The sequence below is a fragment of the Nocardia sp. JMUB6875 genome (assembly GCF_041154655.1).
Classification (GTDB): Bacteria; Actinomycetota; Actinomycetes; order Mycobacteriales; family Mycobacteriaceae; genus Nocardia.
In genome coordinates, this window is record NZ_BAAFGR010000001.1 from 39,807 (window position 1) to 52,870 (window position 13,064).

Consider the following 13,064-nt stretch of genomic DNA (forward strand, 5'->3'; position numbering starts at 1 on the left):
TGCACTCGGATTCGCCCCAAAAGACTTCCTACGGAGACTAATTCATGACTGACACCACGCTGCCGCCCTCGGGCGGCGACCGCATCGAGCCGGTCGACATTCAGCAGGAGATGCAGAACTCCTACATCGATTACGCGATGAGCGTGATCGTGGGCCGCGCGCTGCCCGAGGTGCGCGACGGCCTGAAGCCGGTGCACCGGCGAATTCTCTACGCGATGTACGACAACGGGTATCGGCCCGACCGCGGATATGTGAAGTCCGCGCGCCCGGTCGCCGACACCATGGGCAACTACCACCCGCACGGTGACACCGCGATCTACGACACCCTGGTGCGCATGGCGCAGCCGTGGTCGCTGCGCTACCCGCTGGTCGACGGCCAGGGCAACTTCGGTTCCCGCGGCAATGACGGCGCGGCCGCCATGCGCTACACGGAGTGCCGCCTGACGCCGCTGGCGATGGAGATGCTGCGCGAGATCGACCACGAGACGGTCGATTTCATTCCGAACTACGACGGTAAGACGCAGGAACCGACGGTGCTGCCGAGCCGGGTGCCCGCCCTGCTCATGAACGGCTCCAACGGTATTGCCGTCGGTATGGCGACGAACATCCCGCCGCACAACCTGAACGAGCTGGCCGAGGCCATCTACTGGGCGCTGGAGCATCACGACGCCGACGAGGAGACCACCCTCGCCGCGTGCATCGAGCGCGTGAAGGGCCCGGACTTCCCGACCGCCGGCCTGATCGTGGGTACCCAGGGCATCATCGACGCCTACACCACCGGTCGCGGTTCGGTCCGCATGCGCGGTGTGGTGGAGATCGAGGAGGACAACCGGGGTCGCACCACGATCGTCATCACCGAGCTGCCGTTCCAGGTCAATACCGACAACTTCATCAACGCGATCGCCGAGCAGGTCAAGGACGGCAAGATCGCGGGCGTCTCCGACATCCACGACGAGTCCTCCGACCGCGTGGGTCTGCGCATCGTCATCACGGTGAAGCGCGACGCCATCGCCAAGGTGGTGCTGAACAACCTCTACAAGCACACCCAGCTGCAGACCTCCTTCGGCTGCAACATGCTCTCGATCGTCGACAAGGTGCCGCGCACGCTGCGCCTGGATCAGATGATCCGGCTGTACGTGAACCACCAGTTGGAAGTCATCGTCCGGCGCACCCGCTACCTGCTGCGCAAGGCCGAGGAGCGGGCTCACATCCTGCGCGGTTTGGTGAAGGCGCTCGATCAGCTGGACGCCGTGATCGCGTTGATCCGCCGCTCGGCCGACACCGAGACCGCGCGCACCGGCCTGATGCAGTTGCTGGAGATCGACGAGATCCAGGCGACGGCCATCCTCGACATGCAGCTGCGCCGCCTGTCCGCCCTGGAACGGCAGAAGATCCTCGACGAGTTGGCCAAGATCGAGGCCGAGATCGCCGATTTGAACGACATTCTGGCCAAGCCGGAGCGGCAGCGTTCCATCGTCCGCGACGAATTGGCCGAGATCGTCGACAAGTACGGCGACGAGCGCCGCACCAAGATCATCGCGGCCGACGGCGACGTGCAGGACGAGGACCTGATCGCCCGCGAGGACGTGGTCGTGACGATCACCGAGACCGGCTACGCCAAGCGCACCAAGACCGACCTGTACCGCTCGCAGAAGCGCGGCGGCAAGGGCGTGCAGGGCGCGGGTCTCAAGCAGGACGACATCGTCAAGCACTTCTTCATCACCTCGACCCACGACTGGCTGCTGTTCTTCACCAACAAGGGCCGGGTGTACCGGGCCAAGGCGTACGAGCTGCCCGAGGCCAACCGCACCGCGCGCGGCCAGCACGTGGCCAACCTGCTGGCCTTCCAGCCGGACGAGAAGATCGCCCAGGTCATCCAGATCAAGTCCTACGAGGACGCGCCCTACCTGGTGCTGGCCACCCGCAAGGGCCTGGTGAAGAAGTCGAAGCTGACCGATTTCGACTCCAACCGCACCGGCGGCATCGTGGCGGTCAATCTGCGCGATGAGGACGAATTGGTCGGTGCGGCACTGTGTTCGGCCGAGGACGACCTGCTCCTGGTGTCGGCGCACGGCCAGTCCATCCGCTTCAACGCCAATGACGAGGTGCTGCGCCCGATGGGCCGCGCCACCTCCGGCGTGCAGGGCATGCGCTTCAACGCCGACGATGAACTGTTGTCGCTCAACGTGGTTCGCGACGAAGAGGGCATCTATCTGCTTGTCGCGACCGCCGGTGGGTACTCGAAGCGTACGGCCATCGACGAGTACACGGCGCAGGGTCGCGGCGGCAAGGGCGTGCTGACGATCCAGTACGACGAGAAGCGTGGCAGTCTTGTCGGTGCGCTCATCGTCAATGACGAGGATGAGCTCTACGCGATCACCTCCGGCGGCGGTGTCATTCGTACGCTGGCGCACCAGGTTCGCAAGGCCGGGCGTCAAACCAAGGGCGTGCGGTTGATGAACCTGGGCGAGGGCGATACTTTGCTCGCGATCGCTCGGAACGCGGATGAGCCCGACCAGGTTGCCGAAGATGACACCAGCGGTTCGGCGAAGCAGTAGTTTCACCACAGCAGCGGCGGCACACACGGATCGAAGGATTCACCATTGACCACGAATCAGCCGAATGACCAGCGCGGTCATGCCAATGGCGTGACCGAGAGAATCGCCCCGTCCCCGATTCCGCCGCGGCCCATTCCGCGGCCCGGCGGGAATGAGGGCGGTGCGCCGCAATCACCCGAATTGTCGGACCACTCCGGCGATTTCGGGCCGGAAGGTAACAATTCGGCAGAGGCCGCCTCCGCGGATTCCCCGGACGCACAGGGCGGTTCGCCCTTCCAGGAGGGTTGGTCGCAGCTGCCGCAGCGGGAGCCGCAGTCCAACCTGTACCGCCCCGGCCAGTCCGCGACCCCGGGCAGCACCGGCAGCCTCAAGGGTGGCGGCGGTCTGCAGGGCGGCGGTCTGCAGGGCGGCGGTCTGCAGGGCGGTGTCTCCAACGCGCGCACGACCGCCGACCTGGCGGCCAAGGCGGCGCGCAAGGAGGCGGCGATGGTGAAGTCCGTCGGCATCGACGGACCGACCCGCAGCATCGCCCGTCCGGAACTGGTCAAGGATCTGCCCGATCTGTCCGAGCTGCGGCACCCGCTGCCGCCGCCGGAGCCGATCGCGCCGGCCGGTCCGGTCTCGCCGTCCGCCCCCGCGGCGGTGGCGCAGGCCGCGGCCACCGGTGAGCCGCTGCGCGCCACCGTGCAGCTGCGCCACATCGACCCGTGGTCCACGCTGAAGGTCTCGCTGGTGATCAGCGTGGCCATGTTCTTCGTGTGGATGCTGGCGGTCGGCCTGCTGTACCTGGTGCTCGAGGGCATGGGCGTGTGGGAGCGCGTGAACTCCACCCTGGGCGACTTCGCCGACAGCTCCAACTCCAGCTCGGCGCTCATCGACGCGGGCTCGGTCTTCGGCTACGCCGGCGTCATCGGCCTCATCAATGTGGTGCTGCTGACCGCGCTGTCCACCGTGGGCGTGTTCGTCTACAACCAGTGCACCGATCTGGTCGGCGGCATCCAGGTCACCCTGGCCGATCCGGACTAGGCCGGGCCGACCAGAAGCACCGCTCTTTCGATCCGCCGCGACGGCCGGTCCGGTCTGCACTCGCAGCCCGCTGACCGGCCGTTTTGGTTATCGACGGTTGGGTACGGTAATCTTCTGCCTCGTTCGAGTTACACACTCCGAACACCCACTAAGGGCCTATAGCTCAGGCGGTTAGAGCGCTTCGCTGATAACGAAGAGGTCGGAGGTTCAAGTCCTCCTAGGCCCACTTACAGGTAAAGATCGAACTGCCTTCCCAAGGGGCCTTAGCTCAATTGGCAGAGCACTGCCTTTGCAAGGCAGGGGTTAGGGGTTCGATTCCCCTAGGCTCCACAAATTCGCCGCAGACCAATCGGTCTGCGGCTTTTGTCGTTCCGGTGGCCCGACTGTGGTTCCAGTACTGTGGATTTCATGAAATTCGTTCTCACGATCGTTGTGATCGCCGCCGTCGTGTTCGGAATCAGCAAGCTGCGTCAGCGCAATGACGCCGATCTCTGGCACGAGGTCACCACCCGCTGAAAGCTCCCACCGGGCCGGAAACTTCGCCATTGTGACACGGGACAAGCGGCGGTTTTCGGCCCGTTTCACGTCGTATCGTCGTGGGCATGGCGTCCACTGAGATCTCCGAGCTGGTGCAGTCCGTGGTGGAGCCGTACCTGCTCGGGGGTGCGCGCAAGTACGACCGGCAGCAGGTCTCGGAGCTGACGGGGCTGCCCAACTCGATCACCCGGCGGCTGTGGGTGTCGCTGGGCTTCCCGGCCGATCCCGACGACAACGCGGTCGAGTACAGCGACTCCGATATCGAGGCCGCCAAGACCTTCGCCAAGCTGAATGTGCTCGCCTCCGCGGACATTCACCGGCAGACCACCGCCGCGCGCACGCTGGGCCGGTCCATGGCGCGGCTGGCGGAGTGGCAGGTGGATCTGGTGACCGAGGAGATCCTGGCCCGCATCGCCACCATCACCAAGGAGAAACCGGACACCGATCCGGCCGAGGCCGCGCGCATCGCCACCGACGAGGTGGTGACCGAATTCGAGACGTTGCAGCGCTATGCCTTTCGGCGGCATCTGGACGCGGCGCTGGCCCGTTCCCTGGACGCCGGCTCGGTCGCGGGGGACACGCTGCGGGTGCTGGCCGTCGGCTTCGCCGATATGGTCGGCTACACCCGCCTGACCCGCCACCTGGAGCCCGATGAGCTGTCGGCGCTGCTGGAGGCGTTCGAGACGGCCACCAGCAATGCCATCGTGGCCAATGGCGGCTGGGTGATCAAGAACGTCGGCGACGAAGTCATGTTCGCGGCCGCCACGGCCGCCCAGGGCGCGCGGATCGCGATCGCGGTGCAGGAGGCCGCCGTCGCCTCGCACGGCGTGACCCAGGAATTGCGGGTCGGACTGGCCTACGGCAGTGTCCTGCAACGCTTCGGCGACCTCTACGGTTCGGTGGTGAACACCGCCGCGCGGCTCACCGGTGTGGCGCGTCCGGGCACCGTGCTGGTCGATGACGGGGTGGCCGGGGCGATCGAGGACGATCCGGAATTCACGCTGCGGCACCTGGCCACGGTGCGGGTGAAGGGGATCAACCGGCTGCACGGGCATGTGCTGCGCCGCAACATGATTCGCCCGCTCGTCTGACGGCGATTCCGACCCCGGCGCAACCGACCCCGGACATAGGGGCGGGCCTCGGCGAAGGGGGGGAGTTAGCCGAGGCCCGCGTTAGGTCGGCCCGGGGGGGAGGGGCCGACGGGAACGATCCTACGCGACGATTTCCGATTGTGTGGCTATCGGGGCACCGCGTTCCAAGATTTTTTCGAGGAAAAGATGTCGTACCCGAGTGGCAGCATGGGTTCGTGACCGAATTGCGTCCTTCGCCGAATTCGATTCGAGTAGCGCACTACTCGCGATCGAAGCCGATGGCCGGGCGGATCATCGATTCGGCCGCATCCCATACCGGCACCCCCGAGCACCGCCGGACCCCCATTGGGATGCGGCCACTTGCGTGCCGGGCCATACTGGCCGAGAGCGTTTGGTCTTGTTCGACCCTATTTGTGCAGTTCAGAGCCAGCGCATAGTCAGGAGAATCATGCCCGACGCCATAGTTGCCGAGGGACTGGTCAAGAAGTACGGCCGTCTGGTCGCACTCGACGGTCTGGACCTGTCCGTCCCCGAAGGCACCGTCACCGCCCTGCTCGGCCCGAACGGTGCCGGTAAGACCACCGCGGTGCGGGTGCTCACCACCCTGCTGATTCCGGACGCCGGCCACGCCACCGTCGCCGGTGTGGATGTTCTGAAGGATCCCCAGCTGTTGCGTTCGCGCATCGGCACCTCGGGGCAGTACGCCGCGGTCGACGAATACCTCACGGGTTTCGAGAATCTCGAAATGGTCGGGCGGCTCTATCACATGGGCGTGCAGCGCAGTAAGGAACGCGCGCGCGAGCTGCTGGACCGCTTCCGCCTCGCCGACGCCGCCGACCGGCCGGTCAAGGGCTACTCCGGCGGTATGCGCCGCCGCCTCGACCTGGCGGGCGCGCTGGTCGCGAATCCGCCGGTGCTGTTCCTCGACGAGCCCACCACCGGCCTGGATCCCCGTGCGCGCCTGGATCTCTGGGATGTCATCGAGGAACTGGTGGCGGGCGGCACCACGCTGCTGCTGACCACCCAGTACCTCGAGGAGGCGGACCGGCTGGCCGATTCCATCGCGGTCATCGACCACGGCCGGGTCATCGCCGAGGGCACCTCGGACGAGCTCAAGGCCATGGTGGGCGGCGACCGCATCGAGTTGGTCGTCGACCACGCGGACAATCTCGCCATCGCGCAGCGGGCCCTGGAAGGCTTGGCGCACGGGGAGATTCGGCTGGAGCCGAGCATGCGGCGCATCATCGTCCCGGTCAACGACGGGTCGCAGGCGCTGGTGGACGCCATCGGGCAGCTCACCAAACACGAGGTGAGCATTCACGATGTGGGTCTGCGGCGGCCCTCGCTCGACGATGTGTTCCTCTCGTTGACCGGGCACGAGGCCGAGGAACTGATCAACGGAAACCAGAAGGCCGATGAGAAGGTCGGAGGAGCCCGATGAGCGCCACGCTCGCTGTCGCCGAAAAGCCCTCGCTCACACAGCGACTCGCCATGCTGGTCAGTGACAGCCTGACCATCACCAAGCGCAATGTCATCAAGATCAAGCGCGTCCCCGACGTCCTGATCTTCACCACGCTGTCGCCGATCATGTTCGTGCTGTTGTTCGCGTACGTGTTCGGCACCGCGATTCAGGTGCCGGGCATGTCGGGCGGCTACCGCGAGTTCCTGATCGCCGGAATCTTCGCCCAGACGGTTGTTTTCGGCGGCACCTTCACCGGTCTGAGCCTGGCCGAGGACATGCAGAAGGGCATCATCGACCGATTCCGTTCGCTGCCAATGGAACCGGCGGCGGTCCTGATCGGGCGCACCAGTGCCGACGTGGTCATCAATATGGTGAGCCTGGTGGTGATGTCACTGGCCGGTCTGCTGGTCGGCTGGCGCATCCGCGGCTCGTTCCTGGACGCGGTGCTGGCCTACCTGCTGCTGTTGCTGTTTGCCTACGCCGTCTCCTGGATCATGGCGGTGATCGGCCTGATCGTGCGGGCGCCCGAGGTGTTCAACAACGCGGTGTTCATGGTGATCTTCCCGCTCACCTTCCTGGCCAACACCTTCGTGCCACTGGACAAGCTGCCCGCGCCGCTGAAGCTGTTCGCGAACTGGAATCCGGTGTCGGCCTTGACCCAGGCCACCCGCGACCTGTTCGGCAACACCAGCGCGCAGCTGCCGCCGCCCGATGTCTGGTCCATGCGGCATCCGGTGGCGACCACCCTGATCTGGGTGGTCGTGATCCTGGCGATCTTCGTGCCGCTGGCCGTGCGTCAGTACAAGCGCTCGGTCAGCCGCTGACCGAGCCCTACCGCTCGCCGCCGGGTCAGTGGGTGACCAGATCCGGTGTCGGCGCGGAGCCGTTGCGCGAATAGCCCAGGCGCGGCGGCTCCGCGGCCGGTGCCGGCGGCTGCGGGCGCTTGCTCACGAAGAACGCGATGACGCCGCCCGCAATCGCGAATAGGGCGGCCACGATGACCTTGTTACGAACGCTCCCCAGCTCCATCCGACCATGCTGGCACAGCAATGGAATTCGTGCACGGACTGGGGGCGCTCAGCGGTTACTCGACGGTAACGCTCTTGGCCAGGTTTCGGGGCTTGTCGACGTCCCGGCCCAGAGCCATGGCCGTGTGATAGGCGAGTAGTTGCAGCGGGATCGTCAGAATGATCGGATCCAGTTCGGCGCATACCGCCGGAACGCGAATTACGGCATCCGCCAAGCCATCCGGCAGATCGGTGTTGGTGACGGCGATGACGGGCCCGCCGCGCGCCTTGATCTGCTCGATGGTGGTGATGTTCTTGGCGAGCAATTCATCACCCGGCACCAGGACGATGCTCGGCATCTCCGGATCGATCAGCGCCAGCGGACCGTGCTTGAGCTCGGAGCCCTGATACGCCTCGGCGTGAATGTAGGAGATCTCCTTGAGCTTCTGCGCACCCTCGCGCGCCACCGGCCACGCGCGCACCCGGCCGATGAAGAACATGCTGCGCGCCTTGGCATATCGGGCCGCGATATCCGCGATGGCGGCATCGGCGGCCAGCACCGCGTCGATGGCGTCGGGCAGTGCGCGCAGGCCGTTGACGATGCGCTCGCCCCCGGCCGCCGACAGATCGCGGACCCGGCCGAGCAGCAGGGCCAGCATGGCGAAGGAGACCGTCATATTGGTCAGCGCCTTGGTGGACGCCACCGAGACCTCGGGCCCCGCGTGCAGGAACACGCCCGCACCGCATTCGCGGGCGATGGCGCTGCCGACCACGTTCACCGCGCCGATCACCCGGCCGCCCTTGCGCTGCAATTCCTGAACGGCCGCAAGGGTATCGATGGTCTCGCCGGACTGGCTGATGGCGACGTAGAGCGCGTCCGGATCCACTACCGGATTGCGGTAGCGGAATTCCGAGGCGGGTTCGGCGGTGGCCGGAATCCGGGCCAGCTCCTCGACCAGCTGCGCGCCCAGCTGGCCCGCGTAATAGGCCGAGCCGCAGCCCAGGAACACCACCTTGCTGATGCCGCGCAGCTCGCGCGCGTCCATATTGAGCCCGCCCAGGTGGGCGGTCGCGAATCGTTCGTCCAGCCGGCCGCGGAGGGCCCGGCGCACGGCGTCGGGCTGTTCGGCCATTTCCTTGCGCATGAAGTCGGGGTACCCGCCCAGCGCGTAGTCCTCCGCCGCCATATCGATGGTGGTGGGGATCTTGTCGGTGCGCCGGGCCTCGAGACCCAGTGTGCTGGTGCGGAATTCGCCGGCGCGCACGGTGGCCAGCTCGCCGTCGTCGAGGAATACCACGCGCTGGGTGTGGTGCACCAGGGCGGCCACGTCGGAAGCCACGAACATCTCGCCGTCGCCGACGCCGAGCACGATGGGGGAGCCGTTGCGGGCCACCACCAGTTCGTCGGGGCGGCGGGCGTCGAGCACCAGCAGGCCGTAGGTGCCCTCGACGCGGCGCATGGCGGTGCGCACCGCGTCCTCGAGGGTCTCGGCCCCGTCCAGGGCGGCGGCGACCAGGTGGGCGATGGCCTCGGTATCGGTGTCGGAGACGAATTCCACGCCCTCGGCGGTGAGGGAGGCGCGTAGTTCCTCGGCGTTCTCGACGATCCCGTTGTGCACCACCGCGATCCGGCCGGAGCCGTCGGTGTGCGGGTGCGCGTTGGCGTCGGAGGGTTCGCCGTGGGTGGCCCAGCGGGTGTGGGCGATGCCGACATTGCCCTTCAGCCGCGCGCCCTCGGCGTCGACCCGGTCGCGCAGGTCCTGGACCCGGCCCTGGGTCTTGGTGACGCGCAGGCGGCCCCGGTGCGGCACGGCCAGGCCCGCGGAGTCGTAGCCCCGGTACTCGAGCCGGTGCAGGCCCTCCAGCAGGACCGGGACGGCCTCACGATGCCCGATATAACCGACGATTCCACACATTGCGCGGCGGACTCCTACCCGTAGACGATGCGACGCAGCTGTCGTTCGGTGAATTCGGGGGCGGCCACCGGGCGCTGCGCGAGCTCGTCCGCCAGGCGCTGCCAGATCTCGGCATTGCGGACCTGGCGGCCCTGGAGTTCGGCATGTCTGCGGCGCACGAACTGCTCGGCGGTCTCGTCGAAGTATCCGGCGACGTCGGCGACCACGCGGGCGGCCACGGCGGTCGGCAGGCCGGTGGAGGCCGCCACATGGCGGACCAGATCGGCCGGAACCCCGTCATTCACCCGACCGAACTTGCCATGCCGAGCTCGGTTCCGCCACTTTTCTGCCCGAATTCGGGCAGGGAATCACACTGTGCGGCGATTTCGGCTGCTGGAAGTGTGCCGAATCGGGATGTGGATCGCGCCTGCACCTACGATGGCGGGCGTGACCTCACCGAATCAGACCGCCGTGGCCACCCTCCACACCAACCACGGTGACATCAAGATCTCGCTCTTCGGTAACCACGCACCCAAGACGGTCAAGAACTTCATCGGCCTGGCCGAGGGTTCCGCGCCGTACACCACCGCGAACGCCAAGGGCGAGAAGTCCGGACCGTTCTACGACGGCGCGATCTTCCACCGCGTGATCGACGGATTCATGATTCAGGGCGGTGACCCCACCGGCACCGGCCGCGGCGGCCCGGGCTACGAGTTCAAGGACGAATTCCATCCCGAACTCCGCTTCGACCGCGGCTACCTGCTGGCCATGGCCAATGCCGGGCCGGGCACCAACGGCTCCCAGTTCTTCATCACGGTCGGCGCGCAGCCGCACCTGAACCGGCGGCACACCATCTTCGGCGAAGTGGTCGACCCGGATTCGCGCAAGGTGGTCGACGCCATCGCCGCCACCTCGACCGATCGCAACGACCGGCCCAAGGACGACGTCGTCATCGAGAGCATCACGATCTCCTGAATCAGTCCACAGCGGAAAAGAACTCACATGCAACCCAAGCCGCCCGCACCCGTCTGCTACCGCCATCCCGACCGGCCCACCGGTCTGGCCTGCACCAGGTGCGGGCGTCCGGCCTGCCCGGAGTGCCTCACCCCGGCGGCGGTGGGGCAGCACTGTGTGGTGTGTGTCCAGCAGGGGCGCAATGACGTCCGGCCGGTGCGCAATATCGCCGGGACGGACGTGTCGCGGCAGATCCCGGTTCCGTACGTCACCTACGCGCTGATCGCGATCAATGTGATCGTCTTCGCGATCACGGCCTTCCAGGCGCAGAGCTTGGCGCACAACGACTTCTCGAGGCTGTTCCAGCGCTGGGAAATGGTGCCCGTTCAGGTCGGCAACGGCCAATGGGAACGGGTGATCGGCTCCGGTTTCCTCCACTACGGCCCGATCCATCTGCTCGCCAACATGTTCGCGCTGTACATGCTCGGTCCCTATTGCGAGGTGGCACTCGGCCGGGCGCGGTATCTGGCCGTGTATCTGGTGTCGTTGCTGGGCGGCTCGGCTGCCGTGATCGCGTTCTACGGTGCTCAGAGCCATTCCGCCGGTGCGTCGGGCGCGATCTTCGGGATCTTCGGCGCGGTGGCCGTGATCATGCTCCGGACCCGGCAGAACCTCACCCAAATCATGGTGCTGCTGGTGATCAACCTGGTCATCACGTTCGCGGTGCCGGGGATTTCGATCTGGGCGCATCTGGGCGGACTGGTGTGCGGCACCGCCGCGACCGCGGGGATCCTCTATCTGCCGCGGTGGGTCGGCGCGCGAGATACCAGGGTCGCCTTGAATATCGGCTGGGCGGCGGTCGCCGCACTGGGAATCGCCGCGATCCTGGTGACGGTGCTGACCGCGCCGTCGGGCGTGGTCCTCCCGTATATCCCGGCCTAGCGCGCCAGGTGAATTCGCAGCACCTCGAGGACATCCTCGGGGTGCGCGCCCAGATCCCAGCGGCCGAAGATCATGAGCTTCTCGTCGCCCTGATGATCCACATCCATCTCCAGCATGGGCATCTTCCGGCCGAGTCGCCGGTAGTTCACCACGCGGACGCGGAGGATCTGCTGGGGGGTGTAGCGCTGGGCGCCGGTCAGGCCGCGCACCACGACCTGCACCGGATTACCGGGTTCGACCGCCAGCCGCGGCCGCTGCCGCAGGCCCACGACGGTCATGAACAGCAGTCCCACGGCGGCCAGCCCGATGAGCAGGCGGCCGGGACCGTCGTTCGAAAGCAAGGCGGCCGCGGCCAGCACGATGCCGCCGATGCCGCACACCACGACCGCGGCCATGGGTGTGGACCAGGCCAGGCGGGAGGAGGGATCGGTCGCTGTCACTGTCCCCACTCCCTCCTCGAGTTGTCCACAAGGTCATCCACAGGTGTGTATGAATAACAATGATGTAAGGCACACGGCCGGCGGGGCACTAGCGCCAGCGCATGGTCATGATCAGGCCGACCACCATCAGGCCGAACCCGATCAGGAAGTTCCAGGCGCCCAGGTCGCTCATCCAGCTGATCTGCTCGTTGGCCAGGTAGTACACAAGCAGCCAGGCCAGACCGGCCAGCATGAAGCCCAGCATGATGCCGACGTACCAAACGGGCGACGGACCAGCCGACTTCACGCGCACAGGAGTGCGGCTCGCCGGGTTGATCGTGTAATCGGTCTTCTTCCGGACCTTCGACTTAGGCATGACGTCCTCGTATTCGGCGTTCTGTCTGCGTAGACATTATCCCGGCAACCCTGGGGAAAGTGTCGTTGGGGAGTCCCGGGGCGATTGTGGCGACACGGTTCGGCGGTATTGCATGCGACGGCGAGCGCCGCGCCCACTACTCTCGAATCATGCGTGTACTGGTCGTCGACAACTACGACAGCTTCGTGTTCAACCTTGTCCAGTATCTCGGACAGCTGGGTGTGGATGCCGAGGTCTGGCGCAACGACGACGATCGGCTCGCGGATGTGGACAAGGTTGTGCAGGACTACGACGGGGTGTTGATCAGCCCCGGGCCCGGCAGCCCCGATCGCGCGGGCGCGAGCATTCCGCTGGTGCACGCCGCCGCCAAGCACGCCACCCCGCTGCTCGGCGTCTGCCTGGGTCATCAGGCCATCGGCGAGGCCTTCGGCGCGACCGTGACCCGGGCCCCGGAACTGCTGCACGGCAAGACCAGCGATGTCTTCCACATCGGCGCGGGCGTGCTGGCCGGGCTGCCCGACCCGTTCACCGCCACCCGCTACCACTCCCTGACCGTCGTCGAGGAGACCATGCCGCCGGAGCTGGAGGTGCTGGGCCGCACCGAAACCGGCATCGTCATGGCCCTGCGGCATCGCGATCTGCCCATCCACGGTGTGCAGTTCCACCCCGAATCCGTGCTCACCCAGGGCGGGCACCGCATGCTCGCGAACTGGCTGGGCGTGTGCGGTGAGCGGCCGGCGGAGGGACTGGTGCAGACCTTGGAGGCGGAGGTCGCGGCCCTCGCCTCATGAGCGGGG

14 protein-coding genes and 2 tRNA genes are annotated in these 13,064 nt (G+C 66.7%); 11 read left to right on the top strand and 5 right to left on the bottom strand.

All coding sequences use genetic code 11. The features are described from left to right. Nucleotides 1-44: 44 nt before the first annotated feature. The 8 genes from gyrA (at nucleotide 45) to ACAM49_RS00210 (ending at nucleotide 7,498) form a co-directional block, all read left to right on the top strand. Complete coding sequence (gyrA, locus tag ACAM49_RS00175; protein ID WP_369633383.1) at nucleotides 45-2,558, top strand: DNA gyrase subunit A; 2,514 nt, start codon at nucleotides 45-47, stop codon at nucleotides 2,556-2,558. Nucleotides 2,559-2,603: 45 nt separating this feature from the next. Then, entirely contained in the window at nucleotides 2,604-3,584 is a 981-nt protein-coding gene (locus ACAM49_RS00180) for a DUF3566 domain-containing protein (protein WP_369633384.1), read from the top strand. Nucleotides 3,585-3,736: 152 nt separating this feature from the next. Next, nucleotides 3,737-3,810, top strand: a tRNA-Ile gene (locus tag ACAM49_RS00185). Between the two features lie 31 nt (nucleotides 3,811-3,841). Further along, nucleotides 3,842-3,914: transfer RNA gene (locus ACAM49_RS00190), tRNA-Ala, on the top strand. Nucleotides 3,915-3,992: 78 nt separating this feature from the next. Continuing rightward, nucleotides 3,993-4,100: a DLW-39 family protein gene (locus ACAM49_RS00195; protein ID WP_218003181.1), complete on the top strand. Its 108-nt coding sequence runs from the start codon at nucleotides 3,993-3,995 to the stop codon at nucleotides 4,098-4,100. A gap of 86 nt (nucleotides 4,101-4,186) precedes the next feature. After that, a complete protein-coding gene (locus ACAM49_RS00200; RefSeq protein ID WP_369633385.1) occupies nucleotides 4,187-5,212 on the top strand; it encodes an adenylate/guanylate cyclase domain-containing protein in 1,026 nt (341 codons plus the stop codon). A 448-nt stretch (nucleotides 5,213-5,660) separates the two neighbouring features. Next, a complete protein-coding gene (locus ACAM49_RS00205; protein ID WP_369633386.1) occupies nucleotides 5,661-6,653 on the top strand; it encodes an ATP-binding cassette domain-containing protein in 993 nt (330 codons plus the stop codon). A 50-nt stretch (nucleotides 6,654-6,703) separates the two neighbouring features. Beyond that, nucleotides 6,704-7,498: an ABC transporter permease gene (locus ACAM49_RS00210; protein WP_369633467.1), complete on the top strand. Its 795-nt coding sequence runs from the start codon at nucleotides 6,704-6,706 to the stop codon at nucleotides 7,496-7,498. Between the two features lie 25 nt (nucleotides 7,499-7,523). Here the strand turns inward: ACAM49_RS00210 and ACAM49_RS00215 are convergent, their stop codons facing one another. Genes ACAM49_RS00215 through ACAM49_RS00225 form a run of 3 tightly spaced genes read right to left on the bottom strand, consistent with a single transcriptional unit; the run spans nucleotide 7,524 to nucleotide 9,881 of the window. After that, nucleotides 7,524-7,703 carry a hypothetical protein gene (locus ACAM49_RS00215; RefSeq protein ID WP_040802205.1) on the bottom strand — a complete coding sequence of 60 codons (180 nt, stop codon included), beginning with the start codon at nucleotides 7,701-7,703 and terminating at the stop codon, nucleotides 7,524-7,526. A 55-nt stretch (nucleotides 7,704-7,758) separates the two neighbouring features. Beyond that, nucleotides 7,759-9,597: a glutamine--fructose-6-phosphate transaminase (isomerizing) gene (gene glmS / locus ACAM49_RS00220; protein ID WP_369633387.1), complete on the bottom strand. Its 1,839-nt coding sequence runs from the start codon at nucleotides 9,595-9,597 to the stop codon at nucleotides 7,759-7,761. Nucleotides 9,598-9,611: 14 nt separating this feature from the next. Further along, on the bottom strand, nucleotides 9,612-9,881 hold the full coding sequence (locus tag ACAM49_RS00225; protein WP_040802209.1) for a hypothetical protein: 270 nt from the start codon (nucleotides 9,879-9,881) through the stop codon (nucleotides 9,612-9,614). A 133-nt stretch (nucleotides 9,882-10,014) separates the two neighbouring features. Between ACAM49_RS00225 and ACAM49_RS00230 the strand changes: the two genes are divergently transcribed. Both ACAM49_RS00230 and ACAM49_RS00235 read left to right on the top strand, forming a co-directional pair. Then, complete coding sequence (locus ACAM49_RS00230) at nucleotides 10,015-10,551, top strand: peptidylprolyl isomerase (protein WP_369633388.1); 537 nt, start codon at nucleotides 10,015-10,017, stop codon at nucleotides 10,549-10,551. Between the two features lie 27 nt (nucleotides 10,552-10,578). Beyond that, the gene (locus tag ACAM49_RS00235) at nucleotides 10,579-11,472 is read left to right on the top strand and encodes a rhomboid family intramembrane serine protease (RefSeq protein ID WP_369633389.1); all 894 of its coding nucleotides are present in this window, start codon (nucleotides 10,579-10,581) and stop codon (nucleotides 11,470-11,472) included. Here ACAM49_RS00235 and ACAM49_RS00240 read toward each other — a convergent pair. After that, a complete protein-coding gene (locus ACAM49_RS00240) occupies nucleotides 11,469-11,912 on the bottom strand; it encodes a PH domain-containing protein (protein WP_369633390.1) in 444 nt (147 codons plus the stop codon). The two genes, ACAM49_RS00235 and ACAM49_RS00240, sit on opposite strands and share 4 nt — an antisense overlap. A gap of 88 nt (nucleotides 11,913-12,000) precedes the next feature. Then, complete coding sequence (gene crgA / locus ACAM49_RS00245) at nucleotides 12,001-12,267, bottom strand: cell division protein CrgA (RefSeq protein ID WP_040802213.1); 267 nt, start codon at nucleotides 12,265-12,267, stop codon at nucleotides 12,001-12,003. 149 nt (nucleotides 12,268-12,416) lie between these two features. Between crgA and ACAM49_RS00250 the strand changes: the two genes are divergently transcribed. Then, nucleotides 12,417-13,058, top strand: coding sequence for an aminodeoxychorismate/anthranilate synthase component II (locus ACAM49_RS00250; RefSeq protein ID WP_369633391.1), 642 nt, complete (start codon nucleotides 12,417-12,419; stop codon nucleotides 13,056-13,058). The last annotated feature ends 6 nt before the right edge of the window (nucleotides 13,059-13,064 follow it).